Origin of the sequence: Sphaerimonospora thailandensis (assembly GCF_016863115.1) — a bacterium.
GTDB classification, from domain to species: domain Bacteria; phylum Actinomycetota; class Actinomycetes; order Streptosporangiales; family Streptosporangiaceae; genus Sphaerimonospora; species Sphaerimonospora cavernae.
The window spans coordinates 99,527-116,368 of the sequence record NZ_BOOG01000018.1 but is presented as its reverse complement, the minus strand read 5'-3'; the positions used below and the strand labels follow the sequence as shown (position 1 = coordinate 116,368).

Genomic DNA, 16,842 nt, shown 5'->3' with positions numbered 1-16,842 from the left:
GTCGGCACCGACAACTTATTTACGGCCTCGTCTTATTTACTGCCTCGCCGGCACCGTGCTCCTCCGCCAGGGCCGCGTGCCACCGCGCGGTGTCCGTGATCTGTACGAGCTCGACGATCAGGCCGTCCTTCAGCCGGAGGGCGTGGGCGAAGACGGCGTCGTGCGACTCTCCGGTCCGGCGAGCCGCACCCCGGTAGTGGCCCAGCACGACGACCCGGTCGGAACCGCTCCAGAGGTACTCGTCCGGCTGCGGGCAGGTGTCCAGCTCCCCGTAGATCACGCCCCAGCAGTCGCGGAGCATGGCCTCCGGTCCGTGGTGCACGCCTCCGACGCCCAGCGGCATGCCCGCGCTGACCCGGCCGACGAAGTCCGGATGCAGCACGGCCAGCAGTTCCGCGACATCGCGCGCGGCGAACGCCCGGTACAGCCGCTCGACGACGGTCATCGCCCCTCCTCGGACAGTTTTAGAGATCACTCTCCAAAACTATCCTCCAGGGCCGCTCTCGCCGCGGCTCACTCGTCCGGTTGGGGATGGGAGGCGACCAACTCGGTGTCCACACCGATCGGACCGAGCTTGGTCGCACCGCCCGGCGAGTCCAGCGGCGCGTCGCGGCCGGGCAGCGTCTCGCTGAAGAACCGCGCGTTGTCCTGCGCGTACGGCTGCAAGGCCGTGGGCAGGTCGTCCTCGTAGTAAATGGCCTCCACGGGGCACACCGGTTCGCAGGCGCCGCAGTCGACGCACTCGTCCGGGTGGATGTAAAGGGAGCGCGCCCCTTCGTAGATGCAGTCCACGGGACACTCCTCGACGCAGGCGCGGTCCATCACGTCGATGCATGGTTCGCCGATCACGTAGGTCACGGCAGGCCTCCTCCATCGGGCTTGTTGTCCCGACTGCCATTTTGCACTAGCGTGCTCGTATAAACAATCGCGATTGGGAAAATCCACAAGATCAGACAAGGCGCTGATCGACGATGCGGAGGAGACCACACCATGGCAACCGAGGACCGCGAACTCGACGTGCGCACCGAGGCCCCCGCCCGGCGTCACGAGCTCATCTTCGAGACGTACACCGCTCTGGGGGCCGGAGAGGGCTTCGTGCTCGTCAACGACCACGATCCCAAGCCGCTCTACTACCAGTTCGCCGCCGAGCACACCGGGGAGTTCAGCTGGGACTACCTCGAGCAGGGCCCCGAGACCTGGCGGGTGCGGATCGGCCGCGTCGCGAACGCCGCCGGCTGAGTCGGGCCTCCGCCCGGCCGGGCCTCATCGCGAGAGGGCCGGCGAGCACCGGTCACGTACGCGTGCCCGGCGCCGCCGGCCCTCCAACGCTTATCAGCCGATCAGCTCATCAGCCGATCAGTGGCGGATCACTTCGATTCGAGCTCGGCGTCGACAGTGATCTTCGCTCCGGCGAACAAACGGGACACCGGGCACAGCCCCGCCGCCTCGTCCACCGCCTTGCGGAAGCCGTCGGCGTCCAGATCCGGCACCCGTCCGCGGACCCGGAGCGCCGAGGAGACGATGGTGGGCACGCCGCCCACCTCGTCGAGGGTCACGGTGGCGGCCACGGTGAGCCGCTCCGGCACCGCCTTGTGCTCGCCCAGCCGCAGGGCGAGCGCCATGGCGAAGCAGGAGGAGTGTGCCGAGGCGGCCAGCTCCTCAGGGCTCGTCAACCCGTCCGGACGCTCGGTCCGGGACGCCCACGTCACGGGCATCCCCTCGATGGCCCCGCTCCCGCCGTCGATCGTCCCGCGCCCGCGGGCGAGCGCGCCCTCCCACGTCGTCTCCGCCGTACGCTCCGCTATCGCCATTCCCGTCCTCCTCATGCCGTTTCTCGAACAGACCGGGACCTCCAGGCCCGCCGTGGCGCCAGGCATCCTTGGTCATCTCTGCCCTTTCGCTGTAATTTTTACAGTAAGAATCAGGTAAACTCAACGACCGGACTCGCATGCGAGCGTGGTGCCGGGACCACCCCTTCGCGACCCCCTGGTTTTCACCAATACTCTGTGTAAAATGGCTGAATGGATGTCCGTGAGGTGGCCCGCCCCGATCCCGGCGGGGTGCCGGCCCTGAACGAGAGCCGTTCCCAGGTGCTCGCCGTGCTACAGGAGGCCGGTCGGCCGCTGTCCGCGGGAGAGGTGGCCAAACGGGTGCGGCTGCACCCCAACACGGCCCGGTTCCACCTCGACGCCCTGGTCGAGGCGGACCTGGCCGAACGGAACGCGGAAGACCGCGACCAGCCCGGACGCCCACGCATCCTCTACACCGCGCGGCCCGAGAGCGCGCACAGCGGGCGGCGCAGCTACCGACTGCTCGCCGAGATCCTCGCCGGTTCGCTGGCCGCGGAGACGCCCCAACCCGCCCAGGCCGCGCTGCGTGCCGGACGCGCCTGGGGACGCTATCTCGCCGACCGGCCGCCGCCGTTCCGCCGTCTCGACGTCGAGGCCGCCACCCGCCAACTGGTGCGCATGCTCGCCGACATCGGGTTCGCCCCCGAACCCGCCGAGGACGGGCGGAAGGTCCTGCTGCACCACTGCCCGTTCCGGGAGACCGCGGAGGCGCATCGCGAGGTGGTCTGCTCGATCCACCTCGGGCTCATGCAGGGCCTGCTGGCCGAGTTGGGCGCACCGATAGAGGCCGAACGCCTCGACCCGTTCGTCGAACCCGACCTGTGCGTCGCCCGCTTCGCCCCCGCGGCCTCGCCCGAGCCATAGGCGGAGTCCGGCGACGACCACCGCCGCGTCCTCGCGGTCCTGCGCCACCTCGGCGTCTGATCCGACCGATCCGCCGATTGTCAGTGGGCATCGGTATAACCGGTGGCATGGCATTGGGTTGGAAACTGGTCATCGACAGCGCGAACGCGCCTGCTCTCGCGGACTTCTGGGCCGCGGCGTTGGACTACGAGGTGGAAGATCCCAGCGCGCTCATCGAGCGACTGCTGGCCGCCGGGCACGTCGGGGAGGAGGCGGTCGCCGAACATCGCGGCCGCAAGATCTTCCGCGGCTACGCCGCGATCCGGCATCCCGAGGATCCGTACGACGAGATCAGCGGCGTCGGCCACGGGCGACGGCTGCTCTTCCAGGACGTGCCCGAGGGAAAGGCCGGCAAGAACCGCCTGCACGTCGATATCCACGGCGAGCCCGGCGGCCTCGAGAAGCTGGTGACCCGGCTGGAAGGCCTGGGAGCGACCCGCGTCCGCGAGGTGGACCACGGGCCGGCCGGGCACTGGTGGGTCCTGCTGGACCCGGAGGGCAACGAGTTCTGCGCGACCTAGATCACCGACGCGCACGCCCCCGCCACGCCTGCTCGCCTCGCTGTCAGCGGTACTCGATCTCCTCGCCGAGAATTCGTCGAAAATGTGGGGAAAAGTCTCATAGGAAGTGCAGGGAGGTGATGCGCCCGTCAGAAGGCAGGTGACAGTCGTCTGCGGCGGAAGGCTGAACATGATCAAGGTCATCGGCGCGGGGCTCCCGCGTACCGGAACAACCTCGCTGAAGGCGGCCCTGGAACGGCTGGGCTTCGGCCCCTGTTACCACATGTTCGAGATCATGGCTCATCCGGAGTATGCCGAGCACTGGCTGCCCGCCGGCTCGGGCTCCCCGGTGGACTGGGATCGGACGTTCGAGGGCTACCGATCATGCGTGGACTGGCCGGCCAGCTATTTCTGGCGGGAGCTCGCGGAAACCTACCCCGACGCGAAGGTCGTCCTCACCGTTCGCGACCCCGCCGGCTGGTACACGAGCTTGCATGCCCTGATGACGAACGGACCTCGTCAGGCCTTCGAAGAGCACGCACACGAAGCCGGGAACACCGTCATGGCGGCCGTGGAGAGTCTCCGCCCGCTGCTGCAGAAGATCGGCCGGTCCGTCTTCGAGGAGGAGTGGCGCTTCGGCGAGAAGGCGCCGGATGAGATGTCGGCCATCGCCGCCTACCACCGGCACGTCGCCGCCGTCCGAGAGAGCCTCCCACCGGAACGCCTCCTGGTGTTCGACGTTCGCCAGGGGTGGGGTCCCCTGTGCGCCTTCCTCGGCGTGGACCCGCCTGCGGCCGAGCCGTTCCCCCACCTGAACGACGCCGAGTCCCTGCGCCGTTCCATAGAGAAACTGCTCATCGAAGGCCGCATCCCCTCGCCCTTCGATGCGAGAAATTGATCCCCCTCGTCGGCCGTACACGGGACTCCTGCTTATTGTCGGGAAGTCGCCCAAATCGATCAGGCCGAGAGGGGACGGGATCGTGCGTGATGCGGATGGTCCGAGCGTGGAGTGCGAGGTGCACATCGAAGCGGACCCGGCACGGGTGTGGGAGTTGGTAACGGACATCGAACTGCCGGCCAGGTTCAGCCCTGAACTTCAGCGGGTGCGATGGCTCGACGGCGCCGACCGTCCGGCGGTGAACGCCCGCTTCGAGGGCCACAACCGCAACGACATGCTGGGCGAGTGGCGGACCGTGTCGCACGTCGTCGAACTGGACGCGCCGCGCGTGTTCGCCTGGGCCGTGGTCGACCCGGACGGCCGGTTCGGCGCGGCCGCACCCGATCCGCGGACCCCGGTGGCCACCTGGCGGTTCGTCCTCGAGCCCGAGGCGGGCGGCACTCGTCTGGTCCATGGCGCGCGGATCGGTCCGGCGCCCTCCGGGCTCACCCTGGCGATCTCCCGTAGCCCGGAGCGGGTGGAGGCCATCGTCCGGTGGCGACTCACCGACCTGCGGGCCGGCATGGAGCACACGCTGCACGGCATCAGGTCCCTCGCCGAAGGCCCTCGTTAGCCGCTCGCCCATCTCGAAGTTCGGCCAGAGGGAGTTCGGCCAGGGGCTGGACACGGTGGGGGACGACGGCGGACAGGGCGATGACCGTGCTGCTGCGCCGTACGCCGGGGATGGTCAGGATGCGGTCGATGACCGACTGGATGTGCTCGTTGTCCCGGCCGGCGATGCGGCACCACACGTCGCCGGGGCCGGTGACGATGTACGCCTCGAGCACCTCGGGGATCGCCGCGAGCACGGCCGAGATCTCGGCGCGGGAGGCCTGCTCGACCTCCAGTGTGGTGAACGCCTGCACCGGATAACCCAGGGCTCGGGGGGACAGGTTCGGCCCGAAGTCGGCGACGACGCCGTCGGCGATCATCCGGTCGAGACGGGCCTGGACCGTACCTCTCGCCACTCCCAGCAGGCGGGAGACCTCCAGCAGGCCCGTCCTGGGATGCTCGCGGAGCAGACGGAGGATCCGTACGTCGAGCGTGTCGAGCCCGGTTCTTGCCAATCTGCGCACCTCCGCCGCTCGCGCTCGATCGTCGACTGCCAATTCGGCAGCAAAATGAGCGTTCGATTGCCCGGTCTGTCATCGCGAATCAGACTACGCCTGCACATATGGCAGTCATGGAGGTGGCAGATGGCACAGCAACACTCCTACCCGTTCGTTCCTTATCGCCCGGAACGGTACGCCGAGCAGGACATGATCACCCGAGGCCGGGAGTTCTACGAGCACCTGGATCGGCGCAGAAGCGTGCGCTTCTTCAGTGACGAGCCGGTGCCGCGCGAGTGCCTGGAGCTCGCGGTGCGGGCGGCCAACACCGCACCGTCGGGCGCGCACCAGCAGCCGTGGAAGTTCGTGCTGATCGGCGACGCCGCGACCAAGAAGCGGATCAGGGAGGCCTCCGAGGTCGAGGAGCGGCAGAACTACGAGGGCGGGCGGCTGCCCCCCGAGTGGCGCGAGGCCCTGGCGCCGCTGGAGACCACCTCCGACAAGGGCTACCTGGAGGTGGCGCCGTGGCTGGTGGTCTGTTTCGCCGAGAAGTACGGCATACGGCCGGACGGCAGGAGGGTCAAGCACTACTACGTCAACGAGAGCGTCGGCATCGCCTGCGGTTTCTTCATCGCCGCGCTGCACACGATGGGGCTGTCGACCCTCACGCACACGCCGAATCCGATGGCGTTCCTCAGCGAGATCTGTGCGCGGCCGGCCAACGAGCGGCCGTACATCCTGTTCCCCGTCGGCTATGCGGCGCAGGACGCCGAGGTGCCCGATCTGACCCGCAAGGCCGACGCACTGGTGACTTTCAGCCCCGAAGACGTGTTTGGGCCTTGAAGGGCGGCCTCCTCAGGGATACGATCACGATAACTATTAGGAAACTTTCTTAATAGAGCCGGGATGTGACTCTCCCCTGTACGGCTCGCGTCCGTCGCCTCCTGTGGCGCGGGCCGTACGGCTCCCCCCAACCATCTCGACCCCCTGAGGTGAACATGAAATTACGCGCCACCCTGGGCGGCGTGGCCGCCCTGGCGGCCCTGGTCCTGCCCTTGATCGCGGTTCCCGCGCAGGCGGCGGGCTCGGTCACCGCCACCTTCGCCAAGACCCAGGACTGGGGCTCCGGATTCGGGGGGAGCGTGACCGTCAGCAACGGCACGTCGTCGCCCGTGAACTGGAACGTGCAGTTCGACCTGCCCGCCGGGTTCTCGATCCCCTCGGCCTGGGACGCGACCATGGCCCGCAGCGGCCAGCACTACACCTTCACCCCGCCGAGCTGGGCCGGGGCACTGGCCCCCGGCGCGAAGCAGAGCTTCGGCTTCAACGGCAACCCCGGCAACTTCCCCGGCATCACGAACTGCACCGTGAACGGCAACCCGTGTGACGGCGGCGGCGGACCGGAGGTCCAGGTCCCCGGCAAGCCGGGCGCTCCGAGCGTCGGCACGACCACGGACAGTTCGATCTCCCTGTCGTGGGGCGCCGCCTCCGGCACGGTGACCGGCTACCGCGTCTATGAGGGTACGGCGCAGCGCGCCTCGGTGACCGGGACCAGCGCGACGATCTCCGGTCTGGCCGCCTGCTCCTCGCACACCTTCACGATCAAGGCGTACAACTCGGCGGGCGAGAGCCCGGCAAGCGACCCGATCTCCGGCTCCACCACCGGGTGCTCCAACGGCGCGCCCGGCAAGGTGGGAACGGTCACCGTGGGCTCGGTCAGCGACACCGGCCTGACCCTGACCTGGCCCGCGGCGACCGGCACCGTCACCGGTTACCGCATCCGCAGCGGCAACACGCTCGTGGCCACGACCACCGGGACCTCCCAGGCGATCAGCGGCCTGACCGCCTGCACGAGCTACTCCTACACGGTCACCGCGTACAACTCGGTCGGTGAGGGCCCGGCGAGCAACCCTGCCGACGCCACCACCACCGGCTGCTCGACCGGTCCGCTACCCAAGCGCTTCCTCACCGGCTACTGGCACAACTTCGACAACCATGCGGCCAAGCTGCTGAAGCTGTCGGCCGTGCCGAACGAGTACGACCTGATCGCGGTGGCCTTCGGCGAGGCCACCTCCACGCCCGGTGAGGTGAGCTTCAGCGTGGGCGCCGACCTGTCGGCCGGGCTCGGCGGCTACACCGACGCGCAGTTCAAGGCCGATGTGAAGGCCCTGCAGGCACGAGGCAAGAAGGTCATCATCTCGGTCGGCGGCGAGAAGGGCCGGATCCAGGTGGGCAGCGCGGCCGCCGCGACGAAGTTCGCGGACTCGGTCTACGGCCTCATGCAGAGCTACGGCTTCGACGGAGTCGACATCGACCTGGAGAACGGTCTCAACGCCACCTACATGGGCCAGGCCCTGCGCTCCCTGCGGGCGAAGGTCGGCGCCGGCCTCATCATCACGATGGCGCCGCAGACCATCGACATGCAGTCGACCGGCATGGAGTACTTCAAGCTCGCGCTGAACATCAAGGACATCCTCACCGTCGTGTTCACGCAGTATTACAACTCCGGCTCGATGCTCGGCTGTGACAAGGCGCAGGCCTACTCGCAGGGGACGGTCAACTTCATGACCGCGCTGGCCTGCATCCAGTTGGAGAACGGCCTGCGGCCCGACCAGGTCGCCCTGGGCCTGCCGGCCGGGCCGGGCGCCGCGGGCGGCGGCGTCGTCGCTCCGTCCCTGGTCAACCAGGCCCTCACCTGCCTGGCGACCAAGGCCAACTGCGGTACGTTCGTGCCGCCGCGGGCCTACCCGGAGATCAGGGGCGCGATGACCTGGTCCATCAACTGGGATGCCACCCACAACTGGAACTTCTCCAAGACGGTGAAGCCCCACCTCGCGACCCTCCCCTGATCAGTCCTCCCCTGATCGGCCTCCCCTGATCAGGAGCGGACGGGCCGTCGACGCCGGCGCGCCGGGAGCCTCCCCGACCGAGGTCTCCCTGCGCGCCGGTGTCGGCGTTTCGGGGAGCCCCCGAGCTCCGACGGGGAGGACGGGCCATCGGATCCGGTGAAGCGGGACCTTGGTCCCTGCCCTCACCCGGGGCATCCCGGAGACGCTGTCCCTCATGAAGAGAGCGGAGCGCCCCCGGGCTGTGCCGTACCGGTCGAAATGAGCCGATCCACAATGCGCCGGCCCGAAATGAGCCGGTCAGCGGTGTGCCGCCGGTCAGAGCCGCCCGATCCGCACCCGCCACACCTCGGGGCCGGACTCGACGTAGCCCCAGTCGAACTCACCCGGGTGCTGAGCGGCGAACTGGTAGTAGAGCGGCTTCGGGTCGTGATCGTTGACCAGCACGAACGCTTCGTTCGGCCGCAGGGCGCGGAAGGTCGCGAAGATCTCCTCGTGCCGTCGGCCGTGCACCAGGCGCCGTACGTCCAACTCGCCGTCCACAACCTGCGCGTTCGTCTCGGCGGCCGGGTCGTCGTGGCCGCCGCATGTGCAGGCGTGCCCCTGTGCCTGTTCCGCGGCCTCACCCGAACCGGGCTGCTCCGAGCCGTGCGCGTGGCCGGACTCACCGAGGATCTCGTGCATGCCGCCCAGCAGCGCGCCGAGGTCGACACCGGCGTCGACGAGCGCCGGGAGCAGGATGTCGTTCTCCTTCACCAGGTGCGACTGGAACATCGCGTTCAGCGCAGCGGCGGCGCCGGCGATCTCACCGGGAGTGCGGGCCTGCTCCAGCGCGTCCACAAGGTCGCGCAACTCGGTGTGCTCACCCATCATGGCGCGCACCAGCAGCGCCGCCTCGGTCAGCTTCGCGCCGGTGGCGTACAGCGTCTGCTCCTCGGCGATCGCGTGCGGAAGGATCTCTTCCCTGCAGAACGCGACCAGCGTCGCCTGCCGGGCGGTCGGAGAAGACAGCTGGTCGACCGCGCGCCCGATGGTGAGCGCGTGATCCGCCATCGTCCGGCCGAGCTTCCGGTGGTGATCGTGGATCGCCCGCACCGTGGCTTCCTGAGGTCCGGCCACCGGAGCGGCCTGTGCCTGTTCGCCGGTAACGGTCATGTACGGCTCCTCACCTCGTCCCGGCCCGGGGGCCGGCAGTGTGTTCTTCCCTCAAGCCGACGGCCGGAGGGGTTTTTCACGGTCTCCGATGTATTTATACTACAGACCGTGGAAACTCGACGAGTGACTAAGAGCACGGCCGACGGCGGCAGCGGCCAGGACATCGACCCGCGCGCCCATCGGGTGCTGGCGGACGTGAGTCGCGTGGCCGTTCTGGAGACCCTGCGGCGGGCGGACCGGCCCATGGCCATTCCCGAGATCGCCGCCGCGGTCGGGCTGCACCCCAACACCGTGCGCGGCCATCTCGCGCTCCTGGTCGAGCACGGCCACGCCACCGGCGGACGGGAAGACCGCGAACGGCCGGGCCGCCCTCGCCTGCTCTACTCGGCGACCACCCGCTCGCCGAACAGCCACTCGCCGAACGCCCACGAATCGTCGGACGCGGAGCGCGACGGCGACGATCGGCGCAACTATCGACTGCTCGCCGAGGTGCTGCTCGCCTACCTCGGCGGCCTGGGCGAGGACCGGAGCGCCGCCGCGATCTCCGCGGGCCGCGCCTACGGCAGGCGCGTCGGGAGACGCACCGGAAAACAGGCACCTCCCGGCGTCACGGCGACGGATGACGCGGCGGATGGCCCCCCTCACGCGGAGCCGGATGACCGCTCGCCGATGGAGGCCGCCCTGGGGGCGACGACGGCCGAGATCGTGACCCTGCTCGACGAGGCCGGCTTCGAGCCGCTGCCGGTCGGCGACGGCTCCCGCATCGAGCTGCGCCGCTGTCCGTTCCACGAGCTCGCCCAGTCCGATCCCGAGGTCGCCTGCGGCGTGCACCTCGGCCTCATGCAGGGAGCGCTCGCCGAGATGGGCGCGCCGTCCGAGGCCGTTCGCCTGCAGCCGTTCGTACGGCCCGACCTGTGCGTCGCCACCCTGCACGACCACGAGCATCACGACCACGAGCATCACGACCACGGACAGCACGACCACGGGGAAACCTCGTGCTCGTGCGATGGCGGCGGAGGCCCCGGATCATGAGCGCAGAAACCCCGCAGACCAGGGAGCGCGGAGCGGTTCCCCCGGCCAAGGCCGGAACCCCGCGCCCCGGAGCCGCCGTCAGCCGGCTGCCGCTGCTGGCGGGGGCCATGCTGTCGGTCATCGCCGGGCTCTGGGGCGGCCTGAGCCTGCTCGGCACCGGCGTACCCGTCCCCAACCCCACCCTCGCCACCCAGCACGGCCCGCTCATGGCGCTCGGCTTCCTGGGCACGCTCATCTCCCTCGAGCGCGCCGTCGCCCTCGGCCGCCCGTGGGGCTACGCCGCGCCCGCCCTGGCCGGCATCGGCGCGCTCGCGGGCGCCGCGGGGTTCGCGCGGCCCGGGCAGGTGCTGCTCACCGCCGCGGCCGGCTGGTTCCTCGCCGTCTATCTCGTGCTGCTCGCCCGTCGCCCCTGCCGCGAGGTCGTCGTCCAGATGTGCGGCGCCATCGCCTGGTACATCGGCGGTCTGCTGTGGCTGCGCGGGCTTCCGATAGCGGATCTGGTGCCGTGGCTGATGGCGTTCCTCGTGCTCACCATCGCGGGAGAACGGCTCGAGCTGGCACACGTGGGTTTCCTTCCCCATCAGGAGAAGGGCCGCCGCGCGAGCGACGGCATCCTCGCCGCCATGGGCGTGCTCGGCGCGGGCGTGGTCGCCTCGGTGCCCTGGCCGGTCATCGGATGGCGGGTGGCCGGGCTGGGCATGGTCGCACTGGCCGGGCTGCTGTCCGTCCACGACATCGCACGCCGGACCGTGCGCTCGACCGGTCTGCCGCGCTTCGCCGCCGTCTGCCTGCTCTCCGGTTACGCCTGGCTGACCCTGGCCGGCGCGCTCTGGGCGGTCTTCGGGCGGCCGGAGACCGGCGGCCTCTACGACGCGTCGCTGCACGCGGTGTTCCTCGGGTTCGTCATGTCCATGGTGTTCGGCCATGCGCCGGTCATCCTGCCCGCCGTTCTGCGGGTGCGGCTGCCGTACCACCCGATGTTGTACGGCCCGCTCGCGCTGCTGCACGCCGCCCTGCTGGTGCGGATCGCGGGCGACCTCGGCGGGCTGCCCGCCGTCCGCACGGTCGGCGGGGTGCTCGGCGAGGTGTCGCTGCTGGCGTTCGCCGGCTGCGCCGTGCTCTCCGGCCGCCTCGTTCCCACCCGTCGAACGGGGGCCGCCGGTCACACAGGGTCCGCCCGTCAAACCGGCCCTGCTCATCAGGCGGGAGCCGTCTCCCGCCCGTCTCGCTCTCACAAAATGGAGTCGTCATGACATCGGTCGATGTGCGCATCGGGACCCCGGGCCCCCGGCCGACGCCGCCGACGCGGCGTCGTTCGCGCGCCTCCTGGCATGCGAGGGCCAACGGAGTCGTGCTGGCCTGGCTCGCGCTGGCGGGCGTCGCGGCGCTCGCGCACGGCCGGCTGCCCGCTCCCGAGTGGCTGCTGATCCACGTTTTCCTGCTCGGCGCGGTGACCAACGCGATCGTGACCTGGACGGAGCACTTCGCGATCGCGCTGCTGCGCCACAGCGAGCCGGCGCAGTGGGTGCGCCCGGTCCGGCTCGCCGCCCTGAACACCGGCGTGGTGTCCGTGCTGTACGGCGCCACGCACGGCCCCATCCAGGTGGGGATCGCCGGCGCGGCGATCGTGGTCGGCGTGATCGGCTGGCATGTGGGGATCCTGGCCGTGTGGTCGAGACGGGCCCTCGGCGGCCGGTTCGCACACGTGGTCGCCTGGTACATCTGCGCGGGAGCCGCGCTCATCACCGGGGGGACGCTGGGCGGGCTGATGCTCGCCGGATGGCCGCCGCGTGTCAGCACCATGCGCCTGGAGGCCGCGCACATCCACGTCAACCTGCTCGGCTGGATCGGCCTGGCCGTGCTGGGCACGCTGTTCACCCTCTGGCCCACGGTGCTGCGCACGCAGATGGCGGACGGCAGCGGGGCGATCGCCCGCCGATCCCTGCGCCTGGCCGTTCCTGGCCTCGCGGTGACGGTGGGCGGGTTTCTCGGCGGAGCACGCTGGGTCGCGGTGGCCGGACTGCTGCTGTACGCCGCGGCGGCCGCGCTCGCCCTCGTGCCGTTCCTCCGTACGGCACGGCGTCGGCGGCCGCACACGCCGGCCGCGTGGATGCTCGCCGCGGGCACTGCCTGGTTCGTCGTCGCCGTGCTCACCGACCTGTCCGTGGTGGCCACCCGCGCCGCCGACCAGGTCGCGCATGGAATCGAACCGCTGGTGCCGTTCATCCTGGTGGGTTTCGTCGGGCAGACCCTCCTCGGCGCGCTGACCTTCCTCCTGCCCGTGGTGCTGGGCGGCGGACCGGCCGCGCTCAAGCGGAACGCGGCGCTGCTGGAACGGGGCTGGATCATCCGGCTGGCCCTGGTCAACGTCGCGGTGCCGCTGATCGCGTTGCCCGTGCCCGGCCGGGTGTCGCAGTTCGCCTGGGCGGCCGTGCTGGCCGCACTCGGGGCTTTCGTCCTGCTGGCCACCGTCACCGTGGCCCGCGCGCGCGGGCCGCGCGTGTCGCCCACGGCCGGCGGTGTGACGGTCGGCGTGCTGGCCACCGCGGTGGCCGTCGCCGTCGCGCTCAGCGGCGGGACGGGAGTCACGGCGCAGAACAGCGCACAGCGCACCGCCCAACTCGGGGCGGGCGTCCAGACGGTGGAGGTCACCCTGGTGGGCATGCGGTTCAGCCCCGGGAAGATCGAAGCGGCCCCGGGCACCCGGCTCGTGCTAAGGGTGACGAACCGGGACGCCCAGCAGCACGACCTGCGTCTCGCCACCGGCCAGCAGACTCCGATGCTCGGCCCCGGGCAGACCGCGACACTCGAACTGCCCCCGCTCACCGGCCCGATCGACGGCTGGTGCACGGTCCCGGGGCACCGAGCGGCCGGCATGACCATGCGCATCGAGGTCAAGGGCGCCGCCGGATCCGGCCCGGCCACCGGATCGAACCCAATGGATCACATGGATCAGATGGATCACGCCGCGGCGGGCCCGCTCAATCTGGCCGCTCCGATGAGCACGGGATGGCGCCCGTACGACGCGACGCTGCGGCCCGCGCCCGGCGGCACCGAGCACAAGATCGAGATCCGCGCGGTCCAGAAGGAGATCGAGGTCGCGCCGGGAGTGCGGCAGCGGATGTGGACCTTCGGCGGCACCGTCCCCGGACCCGTGCTGCGGGGCAAGGTCGGCGACGTGTTCACGGTCACACTGATCAACGATGACACGATGGGGCACGGCATCGACTTCCACGCCGGATCGCTCGCGCCCGACGTGCCCATGCGCACCATCCAGCCCGGCGAACGTCTCACCTACCGGTTCCGGGCCGAGCACGCCGGGGCCTGGCTCTACCACTGCTCGACCATGCCGATGCTCCAGCACATCGCCAACGGCATGTACGGCGCGGTCATCATCGATCCGCCGAAGTTGGCCAAGGTGGATCGGGAGTACGTGCTCGTCCAGGGTGAGCTGTACCTCGGGCAGCCGGGCAGCACCGCCCAGGTCGCCAAGATGCACGACGGCCGGCCCGACGCCTGGATGTTCAACGGCACCGCCGCCGGATATGACCACGCCCCGCTGACCGCCCGCCCCGGCGAGCGGGTCCGGGTGTGGGTGGTCGCCGCCGGACCGGCCTCGGGAACGGCCTTCCACATCGTGGGGGCGCAGTTCGACACCGTCTACAAGGAGGGCGCCTACCTGCTCCGTCCGGGTGACGGCGGGGGCTCCCAGGTGCTCGATCTGGCCGCCGCCCAGGGCGGTTTCGTGGAGACCGTCTTCCCGGAGCCGGGCCACTATCCTTTCGTCGATCATGACATGCGCCACGGCGAGGCGGGCGCACACGGCATCTTCGAGGTGACCCGTTGACCTGGTGGTCCGTCATCCGCTTCCTGCACGTCACCACCGCGGCGCTGTGGGTCGGCGGGCAGCTCACCGTCTCCCTCGTCGTCCTCCCGCTGGCGCGGCGGCTCCTGGAGACGGACCAGCGCGCCCGGGTGCTCCGCGAGGTCGGCCGCCGCTTCGGGATGTTCACGGGGGCGTTCTTCCTGCCCGTGCAGATCTCAAGCGGGATCGCCATGGCGTTGCACAAGGGGGTCACCTGGGAGTCGCTCACCTATCCCGGCTACGGCCGGACGCTCGCGGCCAAGCTGCTTCTCTTCGTCCTCGTCATGGTCGCGGCCGCGTTGCACGGGTGGGCCAACGGCAGAGGCATGGCCATGTTCGCGCGGAGCATGGCCATCGCCTCGCTCGTCGGCTCGGTCGGCATCGTCCTCCTGGCCACCGCCCTGCCGGTCACCTGACCCCTTGGGGGGTCTTCTGTGCTGACAGGTCGGTGAAGAGGTTCTCCCAGAGAGGCATCACCGCGCCACGGCCGTAGTCCCTGGCGGTGACGGCCGCCGCGGCGCCGAGCCGTACCCGCAGGTCCCGGTCGGCCATGAGCCGGTCGAGGGCGGCGGCGAGCGCGTCGACGTCCTTCGGCGGGACGAGGAGGCCGTCGACTTCGTGGGTCAGCACGTCCGCCGGGCCCGTCGGGCAGTCGAAGGCGGCGATCGGCAGCGCATGCGTCATCGCCTCGATCATCACCATGGGCAGGCCTTCGAAGCGAGAGCTGAGCGCATAGATGGACGCCTTCGCCAACTCGTCGTGCAGCCGGTTCGTACGGCCGCGCATGGAGACGCGCCCGCCCAGGCCGTACTCGTTGATGAGCCCGCGCAGCTGGTCCCGCCTCGGGCCGCTGCCGAAGACGCACAACCGCCATTTCGGGTGCCGCCCGGCCACCTGGGCGAACGCCCGGAGAAGCAGATCGAACCCCTTCTGCGGGACGAGACGGCCGGCGGCGATCACAACCTGGTTCTCCTGCTGTGAATGCTCGCCGTCCACGACGTCGACCGCGTTGGGGATCCGCACGATCCTCGCGGCCGGCAGCAGGCTCTGGTATTCCCGCTGATTGGTCCCGGTCAGTACGGCTATGGCATCGAACCGACCGTAGTGGCGGGCGATCTCCTGCCGGACCGTCTCCGGGTAGGCGACCAGGTTCATGTGCTCCTGCGCGATGCGCACGACCGATTCGGGGGTGCGACGGGCCGCGATGAGGTTCAGCGCCGGCCTGGTGGTGATCAGAATCCCGCCGTCGAGCGAGGAGACGTAGTCGATGACGGCCCTCTCCACCCGTTCGGTGAAGTATCCCGCGGCGAACTCTCCCTGCGGCACGATCTTGCCGCGGACCCTCCGCCAGACACGGCGGCCGAGCGTGTCGGGCCGCACGCCGTCCCGCTGGTCGACGAGCGCGGTGAGCGTGACACCCGGGTCGATGCGGAACTGCGGTTCGTCGCGGCGCCGTACGACACTCACGATCTCGACGTCGTGGCCGAACGCGGCCATCGCGTTCGCCTGGTTGATCACGGTCCGGATGGTGCCGCCCATGCCGTAGGCGTGCAGGAGCATGTAGCGGATCCTCATGACGGCCTCACCGACGTCGACAGGTAGTCCCAGCTGCGGCAGATGGGTTTCAGCGCCTCGGGAACCGACTCGGGGTCGGGCAGCTCCCGGCCGGGCTGCACACTGCCGGTACGGATCTTGTCCTTCCAGTCGCCGAGCCCTTTCCGCAGCACCGCCTGCTCGCCGTACTCCAGCATCGTCGGCTCCCAGGGCACGCCGAGGAACTCGCAGATGGCCCGGGTCTCCCGCTCGGGGTCCTCGGTCAGGTCCTCGTAGCGCACGGTGTGGCCGGTCAGCGCCTTCCTGGCCCGCTGCACCGCCTTCATGTATCGCAGTGCGTCGGCCACCGCCTCGTCGAAGGTCCGCCTGTCCGGGCTGGCCTCGTGCCAGGAGGCGGCGATGGACGCGGGATGACGCAGCAGGAAGATGTACCTCGCGTCTGGCCAGCAGGTGGCGATGCGCTGGTGGGCGAAGGCGTTGGCGGGCGTCTTGTCCACGATGAAGCGCTTGCCGCTGCGTACGAGCTCGCGGTGCAGCACCCGGTCCCACAGCAGGTGCTCGAGATCGGCCCGGTTGTTGCCGAGTGCCTCCATCGCCCGTTCGGCCAGGGAGGTGCCGAACCCCACACTCAGGCGGCGCACGTGCAGTTCGTGTGGAGCGTGAAGCTGGGAGTGAGCGTTCAGGATCGCGCGCAGCAGGGTGGAGCCCGACCGCACAGGGGAGATGATGAAGATCGGCGCTGTCAGCAGCCGATCGTTTTCCGGGTCGGCCGGCGGCCGTACGGCCGCCGCCTCATCCGGTCGAGCCTGCCCCGGCACGGCGGGAGAGGCCGCCGCCGGGGCCGCGGAACCCGCGTTCCCCACCCGTTTGATCTGTATCCCGGTGTACCTGACCAGCGCATCGTTGACCTTGCGGTGCCATGCCATGCCGCCCCAAGTTACCGATGCTTCCTGGAAGATAGCTGAGAGTTACCCTCAAAAACCGACATAGAGTGCAAAGCGCCAAATATGCCATCAAGCGGGCAGCGTCCTCGCCGCTCTACATAACGACTGAGAAGAGGGATGCTGTCGGCCCTTCACGGATGGATTGACAGCGGCTAAGTTTCCCGATCAGTACCACTACGGGGGACATTTCCTGACATTGGACCCGAA

Annotated in this window: 18 protein-coding genes; 11 read left to right on the top strand and 7 right to left on the bottom strand. The window is 70.0% G+C overall.

Going from position 1 to position 16,842, the window contains the following annotated elements; all coding sequences use genetic code 11:
- Positions 1–19: 19 nt before the first annotated feature.
- Both Mth01_RS11050 and fdxA read right to left on the bottom strand, forming a co-directional pair.
- The gene (locus tag Mth01_RS11050) at positions 20–445 is read right to left on the bottom strand and encodes a nuclear transport factor 2 family protein (RefSeq protein WP_204015493.1); all 426 of its coding nucleotides are present in this window, start codon (positions 443–445) and stop codon (positions 20–22) included.
- 68 nt (positions 446–513) lie between these two features.
- Positions 514–858 (bottom strand): ferredoxin, encoded by a 345-nt coding sequence (gene fdxA / locus Mth01_RS11045; protein WP_204015491.1) that lies wholly within the window; start codon positions 856–858, stop codon positions 514–516.
- A gap of 132 nt (positions 859–990) precedes the next feature.
- Here fdxA and Mth01_RS11040 point away from each other — a divergent pair, with 132 nt between their 5' ends.
- Positions 991–1,239 (top strand): DUF2249 domain-containing protein, encoded by a 249-nt coding sequence (locus Mth01_RS11040; protein WP_204015488.1) that lies wholly within the window; start codon positions 991–993, stop codon positions 1,237–1,239.
- Between the two features lie 128 nt (positions 1,240–1,367).
- Here the strand turns inward: Mth01_RS11040 and Mth01_RS11035 are convergent, their stop codons facing one another.
- Complete coding sequence (locus tag Mth01_RS11035; protein ID WP_204015485.1) at positions 1,368–1,811, bottom strand: OsmC family peroxiredoxin; 444 nt, start codon at positions 1,809–1,811, stop codon at positions 1,368–1,370.
- A gap of 210 nt (positions 1,812–2,021) precedes the next feature.
- Between Mth01_RS11035 and Mth01_RS11030 the strand changes: the two genes are divergently transcribed.
- The 4 genes from Mth01_RS11030 (at position 2,022) to Mth01_RS11015 (ending at position 4,764) form a co-directional block, all read left to right on the top strand.
- Positions 2,022–2,714, top strand: a complete 693-nt coding sequence (locus tag Mth01_RS11030) for a helix-turn-helix transcriptional regulator (RefSeq protein WP_204015481.1) — start codon at positions 2,022–2,024, stop codon at positions 2,712–2,714.
- Positions 2,715–2,821: 107 nt separating this feature from the next.
- Positions 2,822–3,274: a VOC family protein gene (locus Mth01_RS11025; protein WP_204015478.1), complete on the top strand. Its 453-nt coding sequence runs from the start codon at positions 2,822–2,824 to the stop codon at positions 3,272–3,274.
- A 139-nt stretch (positions 3,275–3,413) separates the two neighbouring features.
- Positions 3,414–4,151 (top strand): sulfotransferase family protein, encoded by a 738-nt coding sequence (locus tag Mth01_RS11020; RefSeq protein WP_308440786.1) that lies wholly within the window; start codon positions 3,414–3,416, stop codon positions 4,149–4,151.
- Between the two features lie 82 nt (positions 4,152–4,233).
- Complete coding sequence (locus tag Mth01_RS11015) at positions 4,234–4,764, top strand: SRPBCC family protein (RefSeq protein WP_239089556.1); 531 nt, start codon at positions 4,234–4,236, stop codon at positions 4,762–4,764.
- Here Mth01_RS11015 and Mth01_RS11010 read toward each other — a convergent pair.
- On the bottom strand, positions 4,736–5,257 hold the full coding sequence (locus Mth01_RS11010; protein ID WP_204015475.1) for an Lrp/AsnC family transcriptional regulator: 522 nt from the start codon (positions 5,255–5,257) through the stop codon (positions 4,736–4,738). The genes Mth01_RS11015 and Mth01_RS11010 overlap by 29 nt on opposite strands.
- Before the next feature lie 129 nt (positions 5,258–5,386).
- Here Mth01_RS11010 and Mth01_RS11005 point away from each other — a divergent pair, with 129 nt between their 5' ends.
- Both Mth01_RS11005 and Mth01_RS11000 read left to right on the top strand, forming a co-directional pair.
- Positions 5,387–6,082: a nitroreductase family protein gene (locus Mth01_RS11005; RefSeq protein ID WP_204015472.1), complete on the top strand. Its 696-nt coding sequence runs from the start codon at positions 5,387–5,389 to the stop codon at positions 6,080–6,082.
- Between the two features lie 155 nt (positions 6,083–6,237).
- Positions 6,238–8,088, top strand: coding sequence for a cellulose binding domain-containing protein (locus Mth01_RS11000; RefSeq protein WP_204015469.1), 1,851 nt, complete (start codon positions 6,238–6,240; stop codon positions 8,086–8,088).
- Between the two features lie 315 nt (positions 8,089–8,403).
- On the opposite strand, the gene Mth01_RS10995 is transcribed toward Mth01_RS11000, so the two are convergent.
- Positions 8,404–9,240 (bottom strand): DUF2249 domain-containing protein, encoded by an 837-nt coding sequence (locus Mth01_RS10995; RefSeq protein ID WP_204015466.1) that lies wholly within the window; start codon positions 9,238–9,240, stop codon positions 8,404–8,406.
- Between the two features lie 123 nt (positions 9,241–9,363).
- Between Mth01_RS10995 and Mth01_RS10990 the strand changes: the two genes are divergently transcribed.
- From Mth01_RS10990 to Mth01_RS10975, 4 genes are read left to right on the top strand one after another with little or no spacing between them, the layout of a single operon-like run.
- Positions 9,364–10,272, top strand: a complete 909-nt coding sequence (locus Mth01_RS10990; protein ID WP_239089555.1) for a helix-turn-helix transcriptional regulator — start codon at positions 9,364–9,366, stop codon at positions 10,270–10,272.
- Complete coding sequence (locus Mth01_RS10985; protein ID WP_204015463.1) at positions 10,269–11,525, top strand: hypothetical protein; 1,257 nt, start codon at positions 10,269–10,271, stop codon at positions 11,523–11,525. Before Mth01_RS10990 ends, Mth01_RS10985 begins: the two co-directional genes overlap by 4 nt.
- Positions 11,522–14,119, top strand: a complete 2,598-nt coding sequence (locus Mth01_RS10980; RefSeq protein ID WP_204015460.1) for a multicopper oxidase domain-containing protein — start codon at positions 11,522–11,524, stop codon at positions 14,117–14,119. The genes Mth01_RS10985 and Mth01_RS10980 overlap by 4 nt, the downstream gene beginning before the upstream one ends.
- Entirely contained in the window at positions 14,116–14,553 is a 438-nt protein-coding gene (locus Mth01_RS10975) for a hypothetical protein (protein WP_204015447.1), read from the top strand. Before Mth01_RS10980 ends, Mth01_RS10975 begins: the two co-directional genes overlap by 4 nt.
- Here the strand turns inward: Mth01_RS10975 and Mth01_RS10970 are convergent.
- Both Mth01_RS10970 and Mth01_RS10965 read right to left on the bottom strand, forming a co-directional pair.
- A complete protein-coding gene (locus Mth01_RS10970; protein ID WP_204015445.1) occupies positions 14,546–15,712 on the bottom strand; it encodes a glycosyltransferase family 4 protein in 1,167 nt (388 codons plus the stop codon). The two genes, Mth01_RS10975 and Mth01_RS10970, sit on opposite strands and share 8 nt — an antisense overlap.
- On the bottom strand, positions 15,709–16,617 hold the full coding sequence (locus Mth01_RS10965; RefSeq protein ID WP_204015442.1) for a sulfotransferase family protein: 909 nt from the start codon (positions 16,615–16,617) through the stop codon (positions 15,709–15,711). The genes Mth01_RS10970 and Mth01_RS10965 overlap by 4 nt, the downstream gene beginning before the upstream one ends.
- Positions 16,618–16,842: the final 225 nt, after the last annotated feature.

Excerpts from the sequence above, each read along its gene's own strand:
- Mth01_RS11035 (WP_204015485.1), bottom strand. The coding sequence starts at position 1,811 with ATGGCGATAGCGGAGCGTACGGCGGAGACGACGTGGGAGGGCGCGCTC.
- Mth01_RS10965 (WP_204015442.1), bottom strand. The coding sequence starts at position 16,617 with ATGGCATGGCACCGCAAGGTCAACGATGCGCTGGTCAGGTACACCGGG.
- Mth01_RS11025 (WP_204015478.1), top strand. The coding sequence starts at position 2,822 with ATGGCATTGGGTTGGAAACTGGTCATCGACAGCGCGAACGCGCCTGCT.
- Mth01_RS11000 (WP_204015469.1), top strand. The coding sequence starts at position 6,238 with ATGAAATTACGCGCCACCCTGGGCGGCGTGGCCGCCCTGGCGGCCCTG.
- Mth01_RS11040 (WP_204015488.1), top strand. The coding sequence starts at position 991 with ATGGCAACCGAGGACCGCGAACTCGACGTGCGCACCGAGGCCCCCGCC.
- Mth01_RS11050 (WP_204015493.1), bottom strand. The coding sequence starts at position 445 with ATGACCGTCGTCGAGCGGCTGTACCGGGCGTTCGCCGCGCGCGATGTC.
- Mth01_RS10980 (WP_204015460.1), top strand. The coding sequence starts at position 11,522 with ATGACATCGGTCGATGTGCGCATCGGGACCCCGGGCCCCCGGCCGACG.
- Mth01_RS10970 (WP_204015445.1), bottom strand. The coding sequence starts at position 15,712 with ATGAGGATCCGCTACATGCTCCTGCACGCCTACGGCATGGGCGGCACC.
- Mth01_RS11030 (WP_204015481.1), top strand. The coding sequence starts at position 2,022 with ATGGATGTCCGTGAGGTGGCCCGCCCCGATCCCGGCGGGGTGCCGGCC.
- Mth01_RS11005 (WP_204015472.1), top strand. The coding sequence starts at position 5,387 with ATGGCACAGCAACACTCCTACCCGTTCGTTCCTTATCGCCCGGAACGG.
- Mth01_RS10985 (WP_204015463.1), top strand. The coding sequence starts at position 10,269 with ATGAGCGCAGAAACCCCGCAGACCAGGGAGCGCGGAGCGGTTCCCCCG.
- Mth01_RS10995 (WP_204015466.1), bottom strand. The coding sequence starts at position 9,240 with ATGACCGTTACCGGCGAACAGGCACAGGCCGCTCCGGTGGCCGGACCT.